This is a genomic window from Streptomyces sp. NPDC007157 (genome assembly GCF_040634235.1).
In the GTDB taxonomy this organism is placed as follows: domain Bacteria; phylum Actinomycetota; class Actinomycetes; order Streptomycetales; family Streptomycetaceae; genus Streptomyces.
Genome location: NZ_JBEYFE010000005.1, coordinates 156,213 through 175,022 on the forward strand (window position 1 = coordinate 156,213; position 18,810 = coordinate 175,022).

Below are 18,810 nucleotides of genomic sequence, written 5' to 3' on the forward strand. Positions count from 1 at the left end.
CCACTTGCCGGCGGAAGTGCGTTCCCCCCTGTGGACAACTCGCGTCTTCCCTGGTCAGGCGAGGGTGTGGCCCGTGGTCGCGTCCACGTGGGAGGGGATCTCGTCGTGCCGGTCGCCGACCGTGGAGGTGCCGGTCGGTTCGAAGAGGAGGATCGAGGCTCCGGCCGGGGCGGCCGGCTTGTGCTCGGTGCCGCGGGGGACGGTGAAGACCGAGCCCTTGTGCAGGACGACCGTGCGCTCGCCGGCGTCCTCCCGCAGGGCGATGTGCAGCTCGCCCGCCAGCACCAGGAAGAACTCGTCGGTGTGGTCGTGGACGTGCCAGAGGTGCTCGCCCTGGACCTTGGCGACGCGGACGTCGTAGTCGTTGACGGCGGTGACGATCCGGGGGCTCCACAGGTCCTCGAAGGAGCCGAGGGCGTCGGCGAGGGAGACGGGATCGCTGTTCGTGGCGCTGCTCGTGGCGTTCATGGCGTTCATCCTGGGCGCTCGCCCGGTGGTCGGGGGAGTGCTAGAAATCGCACATGACGCAAGGATCCTCGCAGTCGACGCATCGGGTGGCCGTGATCGTGGACGCGGGCACCAATCCGTTCGAGGTCGGTGTCGCCACCGAGCTGTTCGGGCTGCCGCGGCCGGAGCTCGGGCTGTCCGTGCCGCCGTACGAGGTGACCCTGTGCGCGCCCACCCCCGAGGTGCGGATGAACCACGGCTTCTTCACCCTGAGCGGAGTGGCCGGGCTGACGGCGGTGGACGCGGCGGACACGCTCGTCGTACCGGGGCGCCCGGACAACGTCGTACCGCGCGGTGCGGACGTCCTCGACGCGATCCGGCGGGCGCACGCGCGCGGGGTGCGGGTGGTGAGTTTCTGCACCGGGACCTTCGCGCTCGCCGAGGCCGGGCTACTGGACGGGCGGCCGGCCACCACGCACTGGCGCTGGGCCGACGCCTTCCGGCAGCTGCATCCGCGGGTGCTGCTCCGTCCGGACGTGCTCTTCGTCGACGACGGCGACCTGCTCACCGCCTCCGGCAGCGCGGCCGCGCTCGACCTGGGGCTGCACATCTGGCGGCAGGACCACGGCGCCGAGCTCGCCAACGCGGTCTCCCGGCGGCTGGTGTTCGCCTCGCACCGGGACGGCGGACAGCGCCAGTTCGTGGAACGGCCGGTGCCCGAGGTGCCGGACGACTCGCTCGGCCCGCTGCTGGCCTGGGCACAGGAACGGCTGGGCGAGCCGCTGACCGTGGCGGACCTGGCGGCGCGGGCGGCCCTCTCCCCGGCCACCCTGCACCGCCGGTTCCGCGCCCAGCTCGGCACCACCCCGCTGGCCTGGCTGACCGGGGAACGCGTGGCCCTCGCCTGCCGGCTGATCGAACGCGGCGAGGAACGACTGGACGTGGTGGCCTCGCGCAGCGGCCTGGGCACCGCGGCCAACCTGCGCGCACGGCTGCGGCGCGAGACCGGGCTCAGCCCGTCGGACTACCGGCGGCGTTTCGGGCCGGTGGGCCGGGAAGGGGTACGGACATGAGATTCCTGGTACGCGACCGGCTCCTCGGCTTCGGCGAGGACTACTGGATCGAGGACGACCACGGCGACAAGGTGTTCCTCGTCGACGGCAAGGCCATGCGGGTGCGCGACACGTTCGAGCTGAAGGACCGGCAGGGGCGCGTGCTCGTCGACATCCATCAGAAGATGTTCGCCCTGCGCGACACCATGGTGATCGAACGCGAGGGCGAACCCCTGGCCACCATCAGGCGCAAGCGGCTCTCGCTGCTGCGCAACCACTACCGCGTGCACCTGGTCGACGGCACCGAACTGGACGTCAGCGGCAAGATCCTCGACCGTGAGTTCGCCGTGGAGTACGACGGTGAGCTGCTGGCCGTGGTCTCCCGGCGCTGGCTGCACGTCCGGGAGACCTACGGTGTCGACGTCGTACGGGAGGACGCGGATCCGGCGCTGCTGATCGCGGTGGCGGTCTGCGTGATCCACCTCGCCGACAAGGAGCGGGAGGAGGACTGACGCCAAGGACGACCGACCCCGGGGAGGACCGACGCGGGAGACGGCCGACGCCGGAGACGACCGACGCCCCGGGGAGGACTAGCGCCGGGGAGTTTCGAGCCCCAGCAGGCGGTCCTTGAGCGCCGGGAACTGTTCTCGGGTGGCGGCGACCTTGGCCGGGTCGAGGTCGACGGTGAGGACCTCCTCGCCGGCGCCCGCCTCGGCCAGGACCTCGCCCCAGGGATCGACCACGATCGAGTGACCCGCCTGCGGAACTCCGGCATGCGTCCCGGCCGTTCCACACGCGAGCACGAACGCCTGGTTCTCGACCGCCCGCGCCTGGGCCAGCAGCGTCCAGTGTGCGCGTCGCCGCTCGGGCCAGCCCGCCGAGACCACCATCGTCTCGGCGCCGGCGTCGACGAGTGCGCGGAAGAGTTCGGGGAAGCGGAGATCGTAGCAGGTGGCCACGCCCAGCGTGGTCTCCGGGAGGCGCACGGTCACCAGTTCCTGCCCGGCGCCCATCAGCACCGCCTCGCCCTTGTCGAAGCCGAAGCGGTGGATCTTGCGATAGGCCGCGGCCAGATCACCGGAGGGGGAGAAGATGAGAGCCGTGTTGTAGAGGGGGCCCTCGGGGTCTCGCTCGGGGATGGAGCCGGCGTGCAGCCAGACGCCCGCGTCGCTCGCCGCCTTCGCCATCGCCTCGTACGTCGGGCCCTCGAGCGGCTCGGCCTCGCCGGCGAACTCCTCGTAGGCGAACGCACCGGTCGTCCACAGCTCAGGCAGTACGACGAGATCGGCGTCCGCCTGCTCGCGCACCAGCGCGGTCGCGCGCCGCCGACGAGATTCGACCGATTCGCCCTCGTTTACATCGATCTGGATGAGCGAGGCGCGCACACTACCACCGTCCTGGCATTCGAGCCGTCCACACGGGCCTACGATCGTCACACGAAAGCACTGCCGGGGTGCCTCACAGCAGCGTAACTTAGCGTTTCAAGACACCCGCCGACAGCAGCCACCGCCCACTGGCAGCGCCGCCACAACCTGCCCGAGTACCGACCGCCGAGGGGTCCCGTTCCGTGAGTCTGCATCCCACTCTCCAGCCCTACGCCGACGCCTGGACCCACTCCATCGAAGCGATATCCGAGCTGGTGACGCCCCTTCCCGAGGGCGAGTGGAACCGGCGGACACCATGCCCGGGCTGGTCGGTGCGGGACGTGGTCTCCCATGTCATCGGGATGGACACCGAGATGCTGGGCGACCCGCGCCCGATCCACACCCTTCCGCGCGACCTCTACCACGTCACCAACGAGCACCAGCGCTACATGGAGATGCAGGTCGACGTACGACGGCATCACACGGCGCCGGAGATGACCTCGGAGCTGGAGTACACGGTCATCCGCCGCAACCGCCAGCTGCGCAACGAGTCGCGGGAGCCGGGGCACCTCGTGCGCGGGCCGATGAGCAAGGAGATCACCCTCGAAGAGGCCATGCGCAACCACGCGTTCACCGTGTGGGCGCACGAGCAGGACCTGCGGGCGGCGCTGGGCCGGCCCGGCAACCTCGACTCGCCGGGCGCGCTGGTGGCCCGGGACGTGCTGCTCGGCGAGCTGCCCCGGGTGGTCGCCAACGACTCGGGCGCGCCGCGCAGTTCGGCGGTCATCTTCGATGTGCACGGGCCGGTGGAGTTCCTGCGCACCATCCGCATCGACATCCAGGGCCGCGGCACCCTGGAGACCACCCCCGCCCTCGGCCCCGCGGCCATCTTCACCCTCGACTGGGAGACCTACGTCCGCCTGGCCTGCGGCCGCACCACCGCGGACGCGGTCGCGGACCGGGTGAAGGCAGAGGGCGACCCGGAGCTGACGGCGGCGATCCTGCGGAACTTCGCGGTCACGCAGTAGCAGTGCGGTTCGCGGTAGCGCGGACCGACGGCCGGGAAACGGGACACAGGAAACGGGAAACAGCGGCACGCACCGGTAATTCGGTGTGCCTGGGCGGCCGTCGAGATCTACCTTGCCCGACATGACCACTGCCACCACAGCGCACGACGACCTCCCGCCCCGCCTGACCCGCCTCACCTTCCACGGCCCGCTCTCCGAGACCCGCGCGGCCGCGATGGTACGGCGGCTCGCGGCCACGCACCCCACCACCGTGCTCGACATCGGCTGCGGCTGGGGCGAGTTGATGCTCCGCCTGCTGGACGCCGTACCCCGCGCACACGGCGTCGGACTGGATGTGCACGCCGGGGATCTGGCGCGCGGACAGCGGGCCGCCGAGGCGCGCGGGCTGGCCGACCGGGTGGAGTTCGCCGAGGAGTCGGCGGCGGGCACGGCTCGCGGCCCGGCCGACGTGGTGCTGTGCCTCGGGGCGAGCCAGGCGCTGGGCGACGACCTGGTGACGGCCCTGCGGGAGCTGCGGCGGCTGGTGACCGACGGCGGGCGGGTCCTGCTCAGCGAGGGCTTCTGGCAGCGCACCCCGACCGAGGCGGAGCTCTCCGGGATGTGGCCGGGCGCCTCGACCGCCGACCACCACGACCTGGCGGCCCTGGTCGACCTGGCGGTGGCGGCGGGCTTCCGCCCGGAGTGGACGGAGACGGCGAGCCCAGCGGAATGGGAGGAGTTCGAGTCGGCGTACCAGGCGGACCAGGAGGTATGGCTGGCGGCCAACCCCGGCCACCCCCTGGCCACGGAGACCCGGGCCCGCCTGGACACCCACCGAGCGTCCTGGCTGACCTACCGAGGCGTACTGGGCCTGACCTACCTCACCCTCGTACCGACGACGAACTGACCCCCAGCCGCACCACCCCGGCACCCACCCGACTCACCACACCGCCGACTGCCCGATCGCCGCCCGGCGCCCACCCGACTCACCACACCGCCGACTGCCCGATCGCCGCCCGGCGCCCACCCGACTCACCACACCGCCGACTGACCGATCGCCGCCCCGGCGCCCACCCGATGGCCGCATCGACGCCCGCCCGATCGCCGTACCGCCGGCTGACCGACCGCACGCTCGGAAAGCCGCCGACGGCGATCGCCCCCACAGGTCGCCCAGCCTCACTGCCGACTGGAAACGGGTGGTGCGTGGGTGGGAGGAGAAATCACGCAGGCACGTGCACCGTCTCCACCCGGCTCGCCACCAACCGTTCCCGCTCCCGCCGAGCCGCCCGCCCCCGCAGCCGCAGGATCTGGCTGACCCCGATCGCCTGCAGCACGAACACGCACGAGAACGCCACCGAGTAGTCGTCGCCGGTCGCGTCCAACAGCACACCCACCGCGAACAACGTCGTCATCGAGGCCACGAATCCACCCATATTGGTGATCCCGGACGCGGTCCCCTGCCGCTCCGGCGGATTCGCCGGCCGCGCGAAGTCGAAGCCGAGCATGGACGCCGGCCCACACGCCCCCAGCACCGCACACAACACCACCAGCAGCCACATCGGCGCGTGCTCGGCCGGATACACCAGCGTCGCCGCCCACACGACGGCCGTCGCCCCGACCGTGCCCAGCGCCAACGGCAGCCGCGCCGCGTGATGCCGCGCGACGATCTGGCCGTAGACCAGACCGATCACCATGTTGGAGAGCACGACCAGCGTCAGCAGTTCACCGGCCGTGGCACGGGACAGCCCCTGCGCCTGGACCAGGAACGGCAGCCCCCACAGCAGCAGGAACACCATCGCCGGGAACTGGGTGGTGAAGTGCACCCACAGACCCAGCCGGGTCCCCGGCTCCCGCCAGGACGCGGCGATCTGCTTCCGTACGTACGCCGCGCCCCGGTGTGGGAAGGGCGCCGGCTCGTACCCCTCCGGGTGGTCCTTGAGGAAGCACAGCACGAGAACGAGCACGACCACCCCGGCCAGCGCGCTGCCCGCGAACGCCGGGGTCCACCCGATGCCGTGCAGCAGCCGGGCCAGGACCAGCGTGGAGACGAGGTTGCCCGCCATGCCGACCAGACCGGCGAGCTGTGCGACGAGCGGCCCGCGCCGCACCGGGAACCAGCGGGTACCGAGCCGCAGCACACTGATGAAGGTCATGGCGTCGCCGCAGCCGAGCAGCGCGCGCGAGGCGAGCGCGGTGCCGTACGACGGGGAGAACGCGAAGCCCAGCTGGCCGGCCGTGAACAGCACCGCGCCGATGGAGAGCACCTTCTTGGTGCCGAGGCTGTCGACCAGCAGGCCGACGGGTATCTGCATGCCGGCGTAGACCAGCAGCTGGAGTATCGAGAAGGTGGACAGCGCCGAGGCGTTGACATGGAAGCGGTCGGCGGCGTCGAGACCGGCGACGCCGAGGGACGTACGGAAGATGACGGCGACGAAGTAGACCGAGACGCCTATGGACCACACCGCGACGGCCCGGCGGCCGCCGGGCGGATCACCGGGCAACGAGACGCTGCTGCGGCTCATCGGACCTCACCCCGCGCCAGGTGCGCGAACCAGTCGACGTGCCGGTGCACCAGCTCGACGGCACGGTCCGCGTCCCCGGCGCGCAGCGCGTCCAGTATCTCCTCGTGCTCGGTGAGCGACTTGGCGATCCGGTCGGGGTGGGCGTTCATGATCGCGACGCCCATGCGCAGCTGGCGGTCGCGGAGCTGGTCGTAGAGCCGGGAGAGGATCTCGTTGCCGCCGTCGCGGACGATCTCGGCGTGGAAGCAGCGGTCCGTGACGGCCGCGGCGGCCAGGTCACCGGCGGCGGCTTCGGCCTTCTGCCGGTCCAGCAGTTCCTCCAGACGGGCCACGAGCATCGCCGACGGCGGTACGGCCTTGCGTACCGCGTGCTCCTCGACCAGCATCCGGGTCTCCACCACGTCCGCGATCTCCTGCGCGGAGACGGGCAGCACCAGGGCGCCCTTCTTCGGGTAGAGCTTGATCAGGCCCTCGACCTCGAGACGCAGCAGCGCCTCGCGGACCGGGGTGCGGGACACCCCTACGGCCTCGGCCAGTTCGCCCTCGGTGAGGAGCGTGCCGCCCTCGTAGTGACGGTCCAGGACGGCTTGCTTGACATGGGAGTACACACGGTCGGCGGCGGGGGGCTGCTTGACGGCCAGGCTCATGTCCACAGGATAGATACAACACGTACGCATGCAGGAGGGCCGTCCACCATGCGGACGTGACCTATGTCTCCCCCAGCAACCGCACAACCATCTGTGCTACTTACGTGTCCTACACGTGCGGCCCGCACTTCCCTGCCGCCTCAACTTGGCCGCACTACAGGGGCATTCGACTCGACTCGGGGTAACTCACTTGATTACCGGCATTAAGGGCACCCGCTTCCGCAGAGCTGTCGCCGTCGCCGTCACGTCCGGCGCGTTGCTCGCCACCGGGGCCCTCACCGCGGCGCCCGCGCAGGCTGTCACGGCGCCCACCATTGTGGCCAAGGGCGGCTACCTCATGAACAACGCCAACGCCGCCTCGCTGTACACGAAGAAGGCGGACACCAAGCTGTCCACCGGCTCGACCACGAAGATCATGACCGCCAAGGTCGTGCTCGCGCAGTCGAACCTGAACCTCGCCAAGAAGGTCACGATCCAGAAGGCGTACAGCGACTACGTCGTCGCCAACAACGCCTCCCAGGCGCACCTGATCGTCGGCGACAAGGTCACCGTCGGCCAGCTGCTCTACGGGCTGATGCTGCCCTCCGGCTGCGACGCCGCCTACGCGCTCGCCGACACGTACGGCTCGGGCACCACCCGCGCCAAGCGCGTCGCCAACTTCATCTCCAAGATGAACGCCGCCGCCAAGAGCCTGCACCTGACGAACACGCACTTCGATTCCTTCGACGGCATCGGCAACGGCAACAACTACTCGACGCCGCGCGACCTGACGAAGATCGCCAGCAGCGCGATGAAGAACGCCACGTTCCGTACGGTCGTCAAGACGAAGAAGTACACGGCGAAGACGATCACCAAGACCGGTTCCACCCGCACCATGGGTGCCTGGACCAACACCAACACGCTTCTCAGCAGCTACAGCGGCGCCATCGGCGTGAAGACCGGCTCCGGCCCCGAGGCCAAGTACTGCCTGGTCTTCGCCGCGACCCGCAAGGGCAAGACGGTCATCGGCACCGTCCTCGCCTCCTCGTCGATCACCCAGCGCGCCACGGACGCCACGAAGCTCCTCAACTACGGCTTCGCCCGCCTCGGCTGACACCCCGGCACCCGGACGACGAAGGCCCGCCGCAACACCTGCGGCGGGCCTTTCGCATGCCCGAGCGACCCGGCGCGGCAGAACTCTCATCCTTCCCTCGCAATCGTGAACATCGCAGTATTTGACTGACATATTCGATTTCCTTCGCCCTACGTTCCGCGGCGGAGGTGGTTCCCATGAACGAACCCAACAAGCAAGCGAAGCCCGCCAAGTCTCACGAGGCGATCGACGTCAGCGACTTCGTGTACGCGGCGACCGGAGCCCGGGTACGACGACTGACCATGCCGGACGGAAAGCACTGGTTCCCGGCGGTGGATGTGTGCAAGGAGCTGGGTTACACCACGCCCAGCAAGGCACTGGCGGATCACGTCCCGGAGACGCATCGAGAGAGTCTCGAGAGCGTGACTGGAAGTCACGCTCTCAGCATTCCCGCAGGTCGGGACTGGCGTCGAGACATGAATCTCATCGATCTCCAGGGCCTGATCATCCTCGTCAACGGCTGCACGAAGCCCGCCTGCGCCCCCTTCAAACAGTGGGTCGCCGAAGTCGTCGCGACAGTCCAGCGAGAGGGTTCCTACACTCTCGAAGAGGCCGAGGTGCAGCCCACCGAACCAGGCGCCCCCATCGCCTACGCCATGCCGGACCAGGTCGCCGAGGCCATCGTCCGGCTTGAGGCGCACAACCTTCAGCTGGACGAGCAGTTGGCGGACGGGCAGCGCGAACTGATCGAGTTGCAGAAGAGCAGGCTCGCCGTGCAGCAGGCCATGGTCCGGGCCATGGAACGAATCGCCGACCGGCTCGACGAACTCGTCCTCGAACGTCGTAAGCCGTACGGCCCGCCCCCGGCGCTGCCGACCACCGAGTCCGTACTCGCCGACTGGCGACGGCGGTTGTCGGTGACCGAGGACGTGTGGACGGTGGCCGTCGTCATCGCCCCGGTCCTCGTCGAGCGGGGTGAGCTGCGGGAGCCGCTCGAATCGATCGCCGCGCGTACCGGCCTGACGGTGCACCGCGTCAACGAGTGTCTCCGGCTGCTGCGCAAGCACGCCTGCATTTACTCGCGGGGCGGGACGGAGGAAGGGGCGCCGGTCTACGTGCTGAACCGGCTCTGAAAGCGAGTGGGCGGTCGCAAGACGAAGTTGCGACCGCCCACTTTCCCGACCTATGGGCTCTCAGCCCCAGGTGATCAACCGCTTCGGCTGTTCCAGGATCGCCGCGATGTCCGCGAGGACCTTGGAGCCCAGTTCGCCGTCGACCAGGCGGTGGTCGAAGGACAGGGCCAGCGTGGTGACCTGGCGGGGCTTGACCTTGCCCTTGTGGACCCACGGCTGGAGCTTGATCGCGCCGACCGCCAGGATCGCCGCCTCGCCCGGGTTGAGGATCGGCGTCCCCGTGTCGATGCCAAAGACGCCGACGTTGGTGATCGTCACCGTGCCGCCCTGCATGGCACCGGGCGAGGTCTTGCCGTCCCGGGCCGTGGTCACCAACTCACCGAGGGACTCGGCCAACTGCGGCAGCGTCTTCGCGTGGGCGTCCTTGATGTTCGGGACGATCAGGCCCCGCGGGGTGGCCGCGGCGATGCCCAGGTTGACGTAGTGCTTGAGCACGATCTCCTGGTTCGCCTCGTCCCAGGACGCGTTGATGTCCGGGTTGCGCCGGATCGCGACCAGCAGGGCCTTGGCGATGAGGAGAAGCGGGTTCACCCGGAGGCCCTGCAGGTCCTTGTCCTGCTTCAGCTCCTCCACCAGCTTCATCGTGCGGGTCACGTCCACCGTCACGAACTCCGTGACATGCGGCGCCGTGAACGCCGAACCCACCATCGCCGCCGCCGTCGCCTTGCGGACGCCCTTGACGGGGACCCGGGTCTCACGCACACCGTCGTACGACACCGCGGGAGCCGCCGCGACGGCAGGAGCCGTCGGCGCGGCCGGCGCCGGTTCCGGGACCGCCGTCGGTGCGGCCGCCACCGCCGCGTGGATGTCCTCACGCGTGATGACGCCCTCCGGGCCCGACGGGGTCACCGTGGCCAGGTCGACGCCCAGGTCCTTCGCCAGCTTGCGCACCGGCGGCTTCGCCAGCGGGCGCGGACGATCCACGGCGGGGGCCGCGGGGACCACTGCGGCGACCTCGGCGTGGCCGTTCAGCTCCTTCTGGACCGCCGCCTGCACCGCGGCCTCGGCGACCGTCACCTCCAGGCCCTTGCGCGGGCGGCGCTTGGTGGAGGAGGTGGCGACGCCGTAGCCGACGAGGACCGGCTGGCGGCCCTGTGGCTTCTCCTCCGGCTCCGGAGCCGGCACGGGCTCCGCCACGGGAGCGGCCGTCCCGCCCGACACGTCCACCGCGATGATCGCCGTGCCCACGTCGACCGTGGTGCCCTCGGCGAAGCGCAGCTCGCGCACCACCCCGTCGTAGGGGATGGGCAGTTCGACGGCCGCCTTGGCCGTCTCGACCTCGCACACCACCTGGCCGTCGGTGACCGTGTCGCCCGGCTGGACGTACCACTTGAGGATCTCGGCCTCGGTGAGCCCCTCGCCCACGTCCGGCATCTTGAATTCGCGTACGGACGCTTCCGTCATCGTCGTCACGACCTTCTCCTCAGTACGCCAGGGCACGGTCGACGGCGTCGAGCACCCGGTCCAGGCCCGGAAGGTACTCCTCCTCCAGGCGGGCCGGCGGATAGGGGGCGTGGTAGCCGCCCACCCGGAGCACCGGGGCCTCCAGGTGGTAGAAGCAGCGCTCGGTGATGCGGGCGGCGATCTCCGCGCCCGAGCCGAAGAACACCGGTGCCTCGTGGACCACGACCAGGCGGCGGGTCTTCTCGACCGAGGCCTGGATGGAGTCGAAGTCCAGCGGGGAGACGGACCGCAGGTCGAGGATCTCCAGGGACCTGCCCTCCTCGGCGGCCGCGTCGGCTACCTCCTGGCAGAGCTTCACCATCGGGCCGTAGGCGGCCAGGGTGAGGTCGGTGCCCTCGCGGACCACCCGCGCCTTGTGCAGCGGGCCGGGGATGGCCTCCGTGTTGACCTCGCCCTTGTCCCAGTAGCGGCGCTTGGGCTCGAAGAAGATCACCGGGTCGTCGCTCTGGATGGCCTGCTGCATCATCCAGTAGGCGTCCGAGGAGTTGGACGGGGAGACGATCTTCAGGCCCGCCACGTGCGCGAACAGCGCCTCGGGGGACTCCGAGTGGTGCTCGACCGCGCCGATGCCGCCGCCGTAGGGGATACGCACGACGACCGGCATCTTCACCTTGCCGAGCGAGCGGGCGTGCATCTTCGCGAGCTGGGTGACGATCTGGTCGTACGCCGGGAAGACGAAGCCGTCGAACTGGATCTCCACCACCGGGCGGTAGCCGCGCAGGGCGAGACCGATCGCGGTGCCGACGATGCCGGACTCCGCGAGGGGGGTGTCGATGACGCGGCTCTCGCCGAAGTCCTTCTGCAGGCCGTCGGTGACCCGGAAGACGCCGCCGAGCTTGCCGACGTCCTCGCCCATGACGAGGACCTTGGGGTCGGCCTCCAGGGCGCGGCGCAGCGACTCGTTGATCGCCTTGGCCACCGCCATCTTTTCCGCCGCCATGATCAGACCCCCTCTACGTCCGCGAACGACGCCTGGTAGGCGGCGAACTGCGCTCGCTCCTCGTCGACGAGCGCGTGCCCGTCCGCGTACACATGCTCGAACATGGCGAAGTTGTCCGGGTCCGGCATGGCTCGGACCGCTTCGCGCACCCGCCTGCCCAACGCCTCGGACTCGGCTTCGAGTTCCGCGAAAAATCCCTCGTCCGCGTGGTTTGAGGCCTCCAGGTAGCGGCGAAGGCGCAGGATCGGGTCCTTGGCCTCCCAGGCCTCGCGCTCCTCGTCGGCCCGGTACTTCGTCGGGTCGTCGGAGGTGGTGTGGGCGCCCATCCGGTAGGTGTACGCCTCGACCAGCGTCGGGCCCTCGCCGCTGCGGGCGCGCTCCAGCGCCCACTTGGTGACCGCGAGGCAGGCCAGCACGTCGTTGCCGTCCACGCGGACGCCGGGGAAGCCGAAGCCCTGGGCGCGCTGGTAGAGCGGGACGCGGGTCTGCTTCTCGGTCGGCTCGGAGATCGCCCACTGGTTGTTCTGGCAGAAGAACACCACCGGGGCGTTGTAGACCGCGGCGAAGGTGAACGATTCGGCGACGTCGCCCTGGCTGGATGCGCCGTCGCCGAAGTAGGCGATGACCGCCGAGTCCGCGCCGTCCTTGGCGACGCCCATGGCGTAGCCGGTGGCGTGCAGGGTCTGGGAGCCGATGACGATCGTGTACAGGTGGAAGTTGTTGCTGTTGGGGTCCCAGCCGCCGTGGTTGACGCCGCGGAACATGCCCAGCAGGTTGGTCGGGTCGACCCCGCGGCACCAGGCCACGCCGTGCTCGCGGTAGGTCGGGAAGACGTAGTCGTCCTCGCGGGTGGCGCGCCCGGAGCCGATCTGGGCGGCCTCCTGGCCGAGCAGGGACGCCCACAGGCCCAGCTCGCCCTGGCGCTGCAGGGCGGTGGCCTCGGCGTCGAAGCGGCGGGTGAGCACCATGTCGCGGTACAGCCCGCGCAGGTCGTCAGGGGTGATCCCGGCGACGTACGCGTCGTACTCGGCGTTCTTGACCCGCTTGCCCTCGGGCGTCAGCAGCTGCACGAGTTCGGGATCGGTGCTCTTCTGCGTGGTGGTGCGAGTGGTGCGCTTGGTGCCGGTCTTGCTGCCGGCGGTACCGGCTTTGCCTGCGGCGCTGCGTCGCGGTTGGCTCGCGGCACTGCTGTCCACGGTCACGTGTGCTCCTCCGTCGGTCCGGCCCCCGGGGTTGCCGGGTGAACCAGTGCGGCTCACCTGCTTCCGACACCGGTGGCACGGGGTGGGCGCCACTCGGACGGGAACAGGCGTGACAGGTGCCCCGGCGAGCGCCCTGCAAGGTGCACGTTACCCAGTGCTCCACATTTCTGTGAAACCCCTCCTGACCTGCGATTTTGCTTGGAAATCCAAGTACTTTTTGCTTGGGTTTCCTAGTAAATCGACAGAGGCCGGAAGGTCGCTGGTCAGAGCCTTGCAGGAGGCCGGAGCTACCGCACGTTATCCCGCCGCACCGGGCCACGGGAAGAGTTCGCCGACGCTCACCGAGCCCGCTCTCCCCCCGTTCCGCCCCGCCCGCCGCGCACGGCGAACCGTTCGTTCCCGTGCACCCGGTCAGCGCACCCGGGTCCGTCACCGCCCACCACGTGACCGAAAGCGACCAACAGCGACTGCCTGCGACAATCCCCAGCTCACAGGCCCAGGCGTTGCCCTAGCATCTGCCGCGTGCCGCGCCCATGTGTACCACCCCCAGCGCCCCACGCGCCCCCTCTGGGCGCCCTGCTCCGGCTGTACGCCGCCGGTTCCGCGCTCACCTGCGAACCCGTCGAACAGGGGCTGCTCAACCGCGGCTACCGCGTCCGCACCACCCACGGCCGTTACTTCCTCAAACACCATTTCGACCCCGACACCGCCGACCCGGCCGCCATCGAGCGCCGCCACCTGGCCACCCAGCGCCTGGCCGCCCTTGGCGTCCCGGTCGCCCCGCCGCTGGCCCACCGCGAGGGCCGAACGGTCGCGGTCGTCGGCGGCCACGCCTACGCGCTGCACCCTTGGATCGACGGCAGGCACCGGCACGGCGGGCAGCTCACGCACGGGGAGTGCGCGCGGCTCGGTGCGCTCCTGGGCGCCGTGCACGCCTGCCTGGAGCGCGTGATGCCCCCCAAGGGGCGCACGCGTCCGGCCACCAGCCCCCATCCCGTCGAGAGCGCCGACCCCGCCCAGACCTTCGCGCTCATCGACGACCTGCTCGCCCACGTCAGCCGGCACCGCCCCGCCGACGCCTTCGACGAACTCGCCCGCCACCGGCTGCTCGAACGCCGCGCGCTCCTGGAGCAGCACGCCGGCCGGCGCCCCCCGCGCGGCGCCTCGGTGGGCTGGGTGCACGGCGACTTCCACCCGTTCAACCTGCTCTACAAGGACGACGGACCCGCCGCGATCGTCGACTGGGACCGGCTGGGCGTGCAGCCCCGCGCGGAGGAGGCCGTGCGCGCCGCCGCCATCTTCTTCGTGCGCCCGGCGGGGGCGCTCGACCTGCCGAAGGTGCGGGCGTACGCGCGCGCGTACCGGCGCGCGGCCGGCGCCACGCCGTCGGAGCTGGCGGCGGCCGTGCACCGCGTGTGGTGGGAGCGGCTCAACGACTTCTGGATGCTGCGCTGGCACTACGAGCGCCGTGACACCCGCGCGGACTCTCAGTTCCCGGCCGCCTCGGCGCTGGCCGTGTGGTGGACCAGCGAGTACGACGCGGTGTGCGACGCGTTCGTCCGGTGAGGACCGTCGCTCAGCCCCGCGGGGGTGTCGGTGTCCTTCAGGGGTTGCCCAGGCCGGCGCCGGAGATCGTGTTGCCCTCGTCCGTGCTGCCGTCGCCGCCGTCCGTGCCCGTCGATTCGGAGGGGTCCGTCTCGGGGGAGCTCTCGGTGTCGGTGGGCTGCGAGGCGCTCGCCGTGTCCGAGGGCTCGTCGGTCGGTTCGGTGCTCTCCGTCTGGGACTGGGTGTACGACGGGGTCTCCGACGGCGTGTAGCCGGAGTTGTCGTCGTTGCCCGAGCCGCTGGTGTCGGTCTCCGTGTCCGTGGCCGTGTCGCTGGCCTTGTCGGACGGGCTCTCGCTGGGCGTCTCGTCCTTGGTGGAGTGCGAGACGCTCGGCGACGTCGACGTCCCCGGGTCACCGCCGTCGCCGCCACCCTTGTTCAGCGCCAGCGCGACGCCCGCCGCGATGGCGATCACCGCGAAGACGGCCAGGATCCACAGCTTGCCGCGGCCGCTGCCCCGGTTGCCGTGACCCTCGAAGCCGCCGTCGTCACCGCCGCCGTAGCCGGACGGCAGGATCGGCTGCGGGATCTGCGAGGTCCCGTTGGAGTCCATCGGGTGCTGCATCGCCGTCGTGCCGGCGAAACCGCCCGCCGAGGCGTGCCGGCCGTCGTGCACGGTGACCGGGCCGGTGTTCCAGGTGCCGGTGTGGGCGCCCTGGTCGTACAGCATCTGCAGGCCGTACTGGACCAGGCCGCGCATCTCCTCGGCGGTCTGGAAGCGGTCGTCGGGCTCCTTGGCGAGCGAGCGCATGACGAGGCCGTCCAGCTCCGGCGGGGCGACGCCCTCGGAGGTCTGGGACGGCGGCACCGGGATGTCCTGGACGTGCTGGTAGACCACCGACAGCGGGGTCTCGCCGATGAAGGGCGGCCGCAGCGAGAGGAGTTCGTACAGCAGACAGCCGGTGGCGTACAGGTCGGAGCGGTGGTCGACGGCCTTGCCGAGCGCCTGCTCCGGGGAGAGGTACTGGGGGGTGCCCATGACCATGCCGGTCTGCGTCATCGTCGTGGACGCACCGTGCAGCGCGCGGGCGATGCCGAAGTCCATCACCTTGACCGCGCCGTTGTGGGTGATGATCACGTTGGCGGGCTTGATGTCACGGTGCACGATGCCGTGCTGGTGCGAGTAGGCCAGCGCCTCCAGCACCCCGGACGTGATGATCAGGGCCTGCTCGGGGCCCGGCGCCTCGGCGTTGATCAGCAGGTCGCGGATGGTGCGGCCCTCGACCAGTTCCATCACGATGTACGGCACGGACTGGCCGCCGACGACGTCCTCGCCGGAGTCGTACACCGCGACGATCGCGTGGTGGTTGAGCCCGGCGACCGACTGTGCCTCGCGGGTGAAACGGGCCTTGGAGACCGGGTCCTCGGCGAGATCGGCACGCAGCAGCTTGACCGCCACGGTCCGGCCGAGCCGTACGTCCTCGGCGGCGAACACCTCGGCCATGCCGCCCCGGCCGAGCCGGTGGGTGAGCCGGTAACGGCCGTCGCCGACCAGGCCGCCGTTGCCCCACATCTCCGGCGTGTCTGACATGCCGCCGCCAGTCGCCTCGGGGTCGGACGGGCCCTGGGCGCTGTGCGTCTGTGCCATCGGTCCTCGCCGTCGTTTCTGCCCGCGGTGCGCGCGGTGTTGTCACGGTCTCCGTCGGCCACGCTACAGCCTCCGCGCAACCCCCAGGTCCGGGTTCCGGCCCGTGGCCGGACCGGCCATCAAACCCGTACCCCGCGCAGTCGTGCAAATTCCGTGTACCGGAGGTACGGCAGCTGTAACGCTTCCGCGCCTCTTCTTTCGCGTACGGTCACGGAACGGGCACCGCGCTTGACGTGTCAGTGCCCTCCGGCAGACTTGGCCGGGAACTTGACCAGGAACTGGGACATTCGATCAACAAGGGTGCCTGAGCGCCCGGCGGGGGACGGGGAAAATGAGCCAGGACGGCGCACACGGCCGTTACGTGGGGCGGGCTCTGGCCGGTGGCCGCTACCAACTGCGCGACCTGCTCGGCGCGGGCGGCATGGCCTCCGTGCACCTGGCGTACGACTCGGTCCTGGACCGCCAGGTCGCGATCAAGACCCTGCACACCGAACTCGGCCGGGAACAGGCCTTCCGCGAGCGCTTCCGCCGCGAGGCCCAGGCAGTGGCCAAGCTCACGCACACCAACATCGTCTCCGTCTTCGACACCGGTGAGGAGGAGCTCGACGGCTCGACCATGCCGTACATCGTCATGGAGTACGTCGAGGGCCGCCCGCTCGGCTCGGTGCTCGACGAGGACGTGACGCAGTACGGCGCGATGCCCGCCGACAAGGCGCTGAAGATCACCGCCGATGTGCTGGCCGCGCTGGAGATCAGCCACGAGATGGGGCTGGTCCACCGCGACATCAAGCCCGGCAACGTGATGATGACCAAGCGCGGGGTCGTCAAGGTGATGGACTTCGGCATCGCCCGTGCCATGCAGTCCGGGGTCACCTCGATGACCCAGACCGGCATGGTCGTCGGCACCCCGCAGTACCTCTCCCCGGAGCAGGCACTCGGCCGGGGCGTGGACGCCCGCTCCGACCTCTACTCGGTCGGCATCATGCTGTTCCAGCTGGTCACCGGCCGGCTGCCGTTCGACGCGGACTCGCCGCTGGCCATCGCCTACGCGCATGTCCAGGAGGAGCCGGTCGCTCCCTCCTCGGTCAACCGCGCCCTTCCCCCGGCCGTGGACGCGCTGGTCGCCCGCGCCCTGAAGAAGAACCCGAACGAGCGCTTCCCGACCGCCGAGTCCATGCGCGACGAGTGCCTGCGGGTCGCCGCCTCGCTCCAGCCGGCCGCGCCCAGCATCGTCCCGGGCATCCCGCCCACGCAGAGCGGCTCCGGGGTCGGCTCCGCGGTGTTCCCGCCGGTCGACCAGGCGACACCGGCGCCACCCGGGCCGGTGCAGACCCCGTACCAGCCGATGCCGACCCCGAATCCGTACGGCACCCCCGCTCCTGCTCCGGGCCCCGTTGCGGCGTACGGCTATCCGCAGCAGGCGGGCTACCAGACGCCGGCCGGGTACGGCCGGCCGACGCCGACGACCCCGCCGCCGTACAACATCACCCCCCAGTCGCCGTCCTCCGGCGGTGGTGGGGGCAAGGGCAACCGGCCGGTGATCATCGGGTCGATCGTGGTCTCGCTGGTCGCGGTGATCGGTCTGGTCGTCGCGCTGACGCTGAACAGCGGCGGCGGCGAGGACGACAACGGCGGAGGCGGCAGCGGTGGCGGCACCGCGAGCGCCGGGGCCTCGCACGCGTCGGGCTACCGCGGCCCGGACACCGCGAAGACCATCGAGAAGTCCGAGTGCACCGAGCCGCAGGAGTCGTACGACAACGCCGACAAGATCCAGGTCCCTGACTTCAAGTTCAAGTACATCAAGTCGGTCAAGGAGTGCTTCCAGGCCGCCGGCTGGCGGATGAAGATCACTCCCGAGGACGAGAACACGTACGGCGACGGCACGATCATGGAGCAGTTCCCGGCCTCCGGCACGGATGTCGACCCCAAGGACATGCCGACCATCGAGCTCAAGGTGTCGACGGGCAACCCGGCCACCGGCTGAGGCAGCGGCGCAGTAGTAAGGGCCCGGCGGTGATACCGCCGGGCCCTTCGTTGTCTCAGGAGGAGCGTCCCGCTCGGTAGTCCTAGAGGTACGGTCCGCCGGAGCGGCCGGCCGGTCCGTGTTCCTCGCCCGCGTCGCCGACGCCCGGCGGCAGCGCCCGGCGCATCTGCTCCAGCTGGGCACGGGCGGCCATCTGCTGGGCGAACAGGGTCGTCTGGATCCCGTGGAAGAGGCCCTCCAGCCAGCCCACCAACTGGGCCTGCGCGATACGCAGTTCCGCGTCGGTCGGGGTCACGTCGTCGGTGAAGGGCAGCGACAGCCGCTCCAGCTCCTCCACCAGCTCCGGCGCCAGACCGTCCTCCAGTTCCTTCACGGAGCTGGCGTGGATCTCCTTGAGCCGGACCCGGCTGGCCTCGTCGAGAGGAGCCGCGCGCACCTCCTCCAGGAGCTGCTTGATCATGCTGCCGATCCGCATGACCTTGGCGGGCTGTTCCACCATCTCCGTCACCGGGATCTCGCGGGAGTCCTCGTCCCCGTTGCCGCCACCGAGTGCCATCCCGTCCTGGCCCACGACCAGGATCTGCGGGTTCTCGGGCGACCGTTCGTTCCTCGGCATCTCCATGCCGCCATTCTCTCGCACCCGTACACCTCACCACCGTGGTGCCCCCCGTTGAGCCTGATCCACCTTTCCGAGTCGCCCCCTGACGGGCGTAGACCCATCGG

17 protein-coding genes are annotated in these 18,810 nt (G+C 70.5%); 8 read left to right on the plus strand and 9 right to left on the minus strand.

Translation table 11 applies throughout. The features are described 5' to 3' along the window. Window positions 1–54: 54 nt before the first annotated feature. Complete coding sequence (locus tag ABZ642_RS10915; RefSeq protein WP_360480576.1) at window positions 55–468, minus strand: cupin domain-containing protein; 414 nt, start codon at window positions 466–468, stop codon at window positions 55–57. Window positions 469–521: 53 nt separating this feature from the next. Between ABZ642_RS10915 and ABZ642_RS10920 the strand changes: the two genes are divergently transcribed. Together ABZ642_RS10920 and ABZ642_RS10925 are read left to right on the plus strand one after the other, a co-directional pair. Continuing rightward, entirely contained in the window at window positions 522–1,520 is a 999-nt protein-coding gene (locus ABZ642_RS10920; RefSeq protein WP_360480579.1) for a helix-turn-helix domain-containing protein, read from the plus strand. Beyond that, a complete protein-coding gene (locus ABZ642_RS10925) occupies window positions 1,517–2,011 on the plus strand; it encodes an LURP-one-related family protein (RefSeq protein ID WP_360480582.1) in 495 nt (164 codons plus the stop codon). The genes ABZ642_RS10920 and ABZ642_RS10925 overlap by 4 nt, the downstream gene beginning before the upstream one ends. 78 nt (window positions 2,012–2,089) lie before the next feature. On the opposite strand, the gene ABZ642_RS10930 is transcribed toward ABZ642_RS10925, so the two are convergent. After that, on the minus strand, window positions 2,090–2,884 hold the full coding sequence (locus ABZ642_RS10930; RefSeq protein ID WP_360480585.1) for a carbon-nitrogen family hydrolase: 795 nt from the start codon (window positions 2,882–2,884) through the stop codon (window positions 2,090–2,092). A 182-nt stretch (window positions 2,885–3,066) separates the two neighbouring features. Here ABZ642_RS10930 and ABZ642_RS10935 point away from each other — a divergent pair, with 182 nt between their 5' ends. Further along, entirely contained in the window at window positions 3,067–3,891 is an 825-nt protein-coding gene (locus ABZ642_RS10935) for a maleylpyruvate isomerase family mycothiol-dependent enzyme (RefSeq protein WP_360480588.1), read from the plus strand. A 121-nt stretch (window positions 3,892–4,012) separates the two neighbouring features. Then, complete coding sequence (locus tag ABZ642_RS10940; protein ID WP_360480591.1) at window positions 4,013–4,777, plus strand: class I SAM-dependent methyltransferase; 765 nt, start codon at window positions 4,013–4,015, stop codon at window positions 4,775–4,777. Between the two features lie 313 nt (window positions 4,778–5,090). On the opposite strand, the gene ABZ642_RS10945 is transcribed toward ABZ642_RS10940, so the two are convergent. Continuing rightward, entirely contained in the window at window positions 5,091–6,392 is a 1,302-nt protein-coding gene (locus ABZ642_RS10945) for an MFS transporter (RefSeq protein WP_360480594.1), read from the minus strand. Next, on the minus strand, window positions 6,389–7,039 hold the full coding sequence (locus ABZ642_RS10950) for a GntR family transcriptional regulator (RefSeq protein WP_360480597.1): 651 nt from the start codon (window positions 7,037–7,039) through the stop codon (window positions 6,389–6,391). The genes ABZ642_RS10945 and ABZ642_RS10950 overlap by 4 nt, the downstream gene beginning before the upstream one ends. Before the next feature lie 190 nt (window positions 7,040–7,229). Between ABZ642_RS10950 and ABZ642_RS10955 the strand changes: the two genes are divergently transcribed. Both ABZ642_RS10955 and ABZ642_RS10960 read left to right on the plus strand, forming a co-directional pair. After that, window positions 7,230–8,132, plus strand: coding sequence for a D-alanyl-D-alanine carboxypeptidase (locus ABZ642_RS10955; RefSeq protein ID WP_360480600.1), 903 nt, complete (start codon window positions 7,230–7,232; stop codon window positions 8,130–8,132). 176 nt (window positions 8,133–8,308) lie between these two features. Then, the gene (locus tag ABZ642_RS10960) at window positions 8,309–9,244 is read left to right on the plus strand and encodes a BRO family protein (protein WP_360480602.1); all 936 of its coding nucleotides are present in this window, start codon (window positions 8,309–8,311) and stop codon (window positions 9,242–9,244) included. A gap of 60 nt (window positions 9,245–9,304) precedes the next feature. Here the strand turns inward: ABZ642_RS10960 and ABZ642_RS10965 are convergent, their stop codons facing one another. The 3 genes from ABZ642_RS10965 to pdhA are packed head-to-tail and all read right to left on the minus strand — an operon-like array spanning window position 9,305 to window position 12,910. Then, window positions 9,305–10,717: a dihydrolipoamide acetyltransferase family protein gene (locus tag ABZ642_RS10965; RefSeq protein WP_360480605.1), complete on the minus strand. Its 1,413-nt coding sequence runs from the start codon at window positions 10,715–10,717 to the stop codon at window positions 9,305–9,307. A 10-nt stretch (window positions 10,718–10,727) separates the two neighbouring features. Then, entirely contained in the window at window positions 10,728–11,708 is a 981-nt protein-coding gene (locus tag ABZ642_RS10970; protein ID WP_360480608.1) for an alpha-ketoacid dehydrogenase subunit beta, read from the minus strand. A gap of 2 nt (window positions 11,709–11,710) precedes the next feature. Next, entirely contained in the window at window positions 11,711–12,910 is a 1,200-nt protein-coding gene (pdhA, locus tag ABZ642_RS10975; protein WP_360480611.1) for a pyruvate dehydrogenase (acetyl-transferring) E1 component subunit alpha, read from the minus strand. 522 nt (window positions 12,911–13,432) lie between these two features. Here pdhA and ABZ642_RS10980 point away from each other — a divergent pair. Then, entirely contained in the window at window positions 13,433–14,476 is a 1,044-nt protein-coding gene (locus ABZ642_RS10980) for a phosphotransferase (RefSeq protein ID WP_360480614.1), read from the plus strand. A 37-nt stretch (window positions 14,477–14,513) separates the two neighbouring features. On the opposite strand, the gene ABZ642_RS10985 is transcribed toward ABZ642_RS10980, so the two are convergent. Beyond that, window positions 14,514–16,103, minus strand: coding sequence for a protein kinase (locus tag ABZ642_RS10985; protein WP_360480616.1), 1,590 nt, complete (start codon window positions 16,101–16,103; stop codon window positions 14,514–14,516). Window positions 16,104–16,434: 331 nt separating this feature from the next. On the opposite strand from ABZ642_RS10985, the gene ABZ642_RS10990 reads away from it, so the two are divergent. Then, the gene (locus tag ABZ642_RS10990) at window positions 16,435–18,087 is read left to right on the plus strand and encodes a protein kinase (protein WP_360480619.1); all 1,653 of its coding nucleotides are present in this window, start codon (window positions 16,435–16,437) and stop codon (window positions 18,085–18,087) included. Between the two features lie 82 nt (window positions 18,088–18,169). Here the strand turns inward: ABZ642_RS10990 and ABZ642_RS10995 are convergent, their stop codons facing one another. After that, on the minus strand, window positions 18,170–18,709 hold the full coding sequence (locus ABZ642_RS10995) for a bacterial proteasome activator family protein (protein WP_360480622.1): 540 nt from the start codon (window positions 18,707–18,709) through the stop codon (window positions 18,170–18,172). Window positions 18,710–18,810 lie beyond the last annotated feature (101 nt).

Bases quoted from the DNA above. Each gene is read 5' to 3' on its own strand.
- ABZ642_RS10960 (WP_360480602.1), top strand. From the start codon at position 8,309: ATGAACGAACCCAACAAGCAAGCGAAGCCCGCCAAGTCTCACGAGGCG.
- ABZ642_RS10970 (WP_360480608.1), bottom strand. From the start codon at position 11,708: ATGGCGGCGGAAAAGATGGCGGTGGCCAAGGCGATCAACGAGTCGCTG.
- ABZ642_RS10915 (WP_360480576.1), bottom strand. From the start codon at position 468: ATGAACGCCACGAGCAGCGCCACGAACAGCGATCCCGTCTCCCTCGCC.
- ABZ642_RS10985 (WP_360480616.1), bottom strand. From the start codon at position 16,103: ATGGCACAGACGCACAGCGCCCAGGGCCCGTCCGACCCCGAGGCGACT.
- ABZ642_RS10940 (WP_360480591.1), top strand. From the start codon at position 4,013: ATGACCACTGCCACCACAGCGCACGACGACCTCCCGCCCCGCCTGACC.
- ABZ642_RS10950 (WP_360480597.1), bottom strand. From the start codon at position 7,039: ATGAGCCTGGCCGTCAAGCAGCCCCCCGCCGCCGACCGTGTGTACTCC.
- ABZ642_RS10925 (WP_360480582.1), top strand. From the start codon at position 1,517: ATGAGATTCCTGGTACGCGACCGGCTCCTCGGCTTCGGCGAGGACTAC.
- ABZ642_RS10995 (WP_360480622.1), bottom strand. From the start codon at position 18,709: ATGGAGATGCCGAGGAACGAACGGTCGCCCGAGAACCCGCAGATCCTG.
- ABZ642_RS10945 (WP_360480594.1), bottom strand. From the start codon at position 6,392: ATGAGCCGCAGCAGCGTCTCGTTGCCCGGTGATCCGCCCGGCGGCCGC.
- ABZ642_RS10990 (WP_360480619.1), top strand. From the start codon at position 16,435: ATGAGCCAGGACGGCGCACACGGCCGTTACGTGGGGCGGGCTCTGGCC.
- ABZ642_RS10920 (WP_360480579.1), top strand. From the start codon at position 522: ATGACGCAAGGATCCTCGCAGTCGACGCATCGGGTGGCCGTGATCGTG.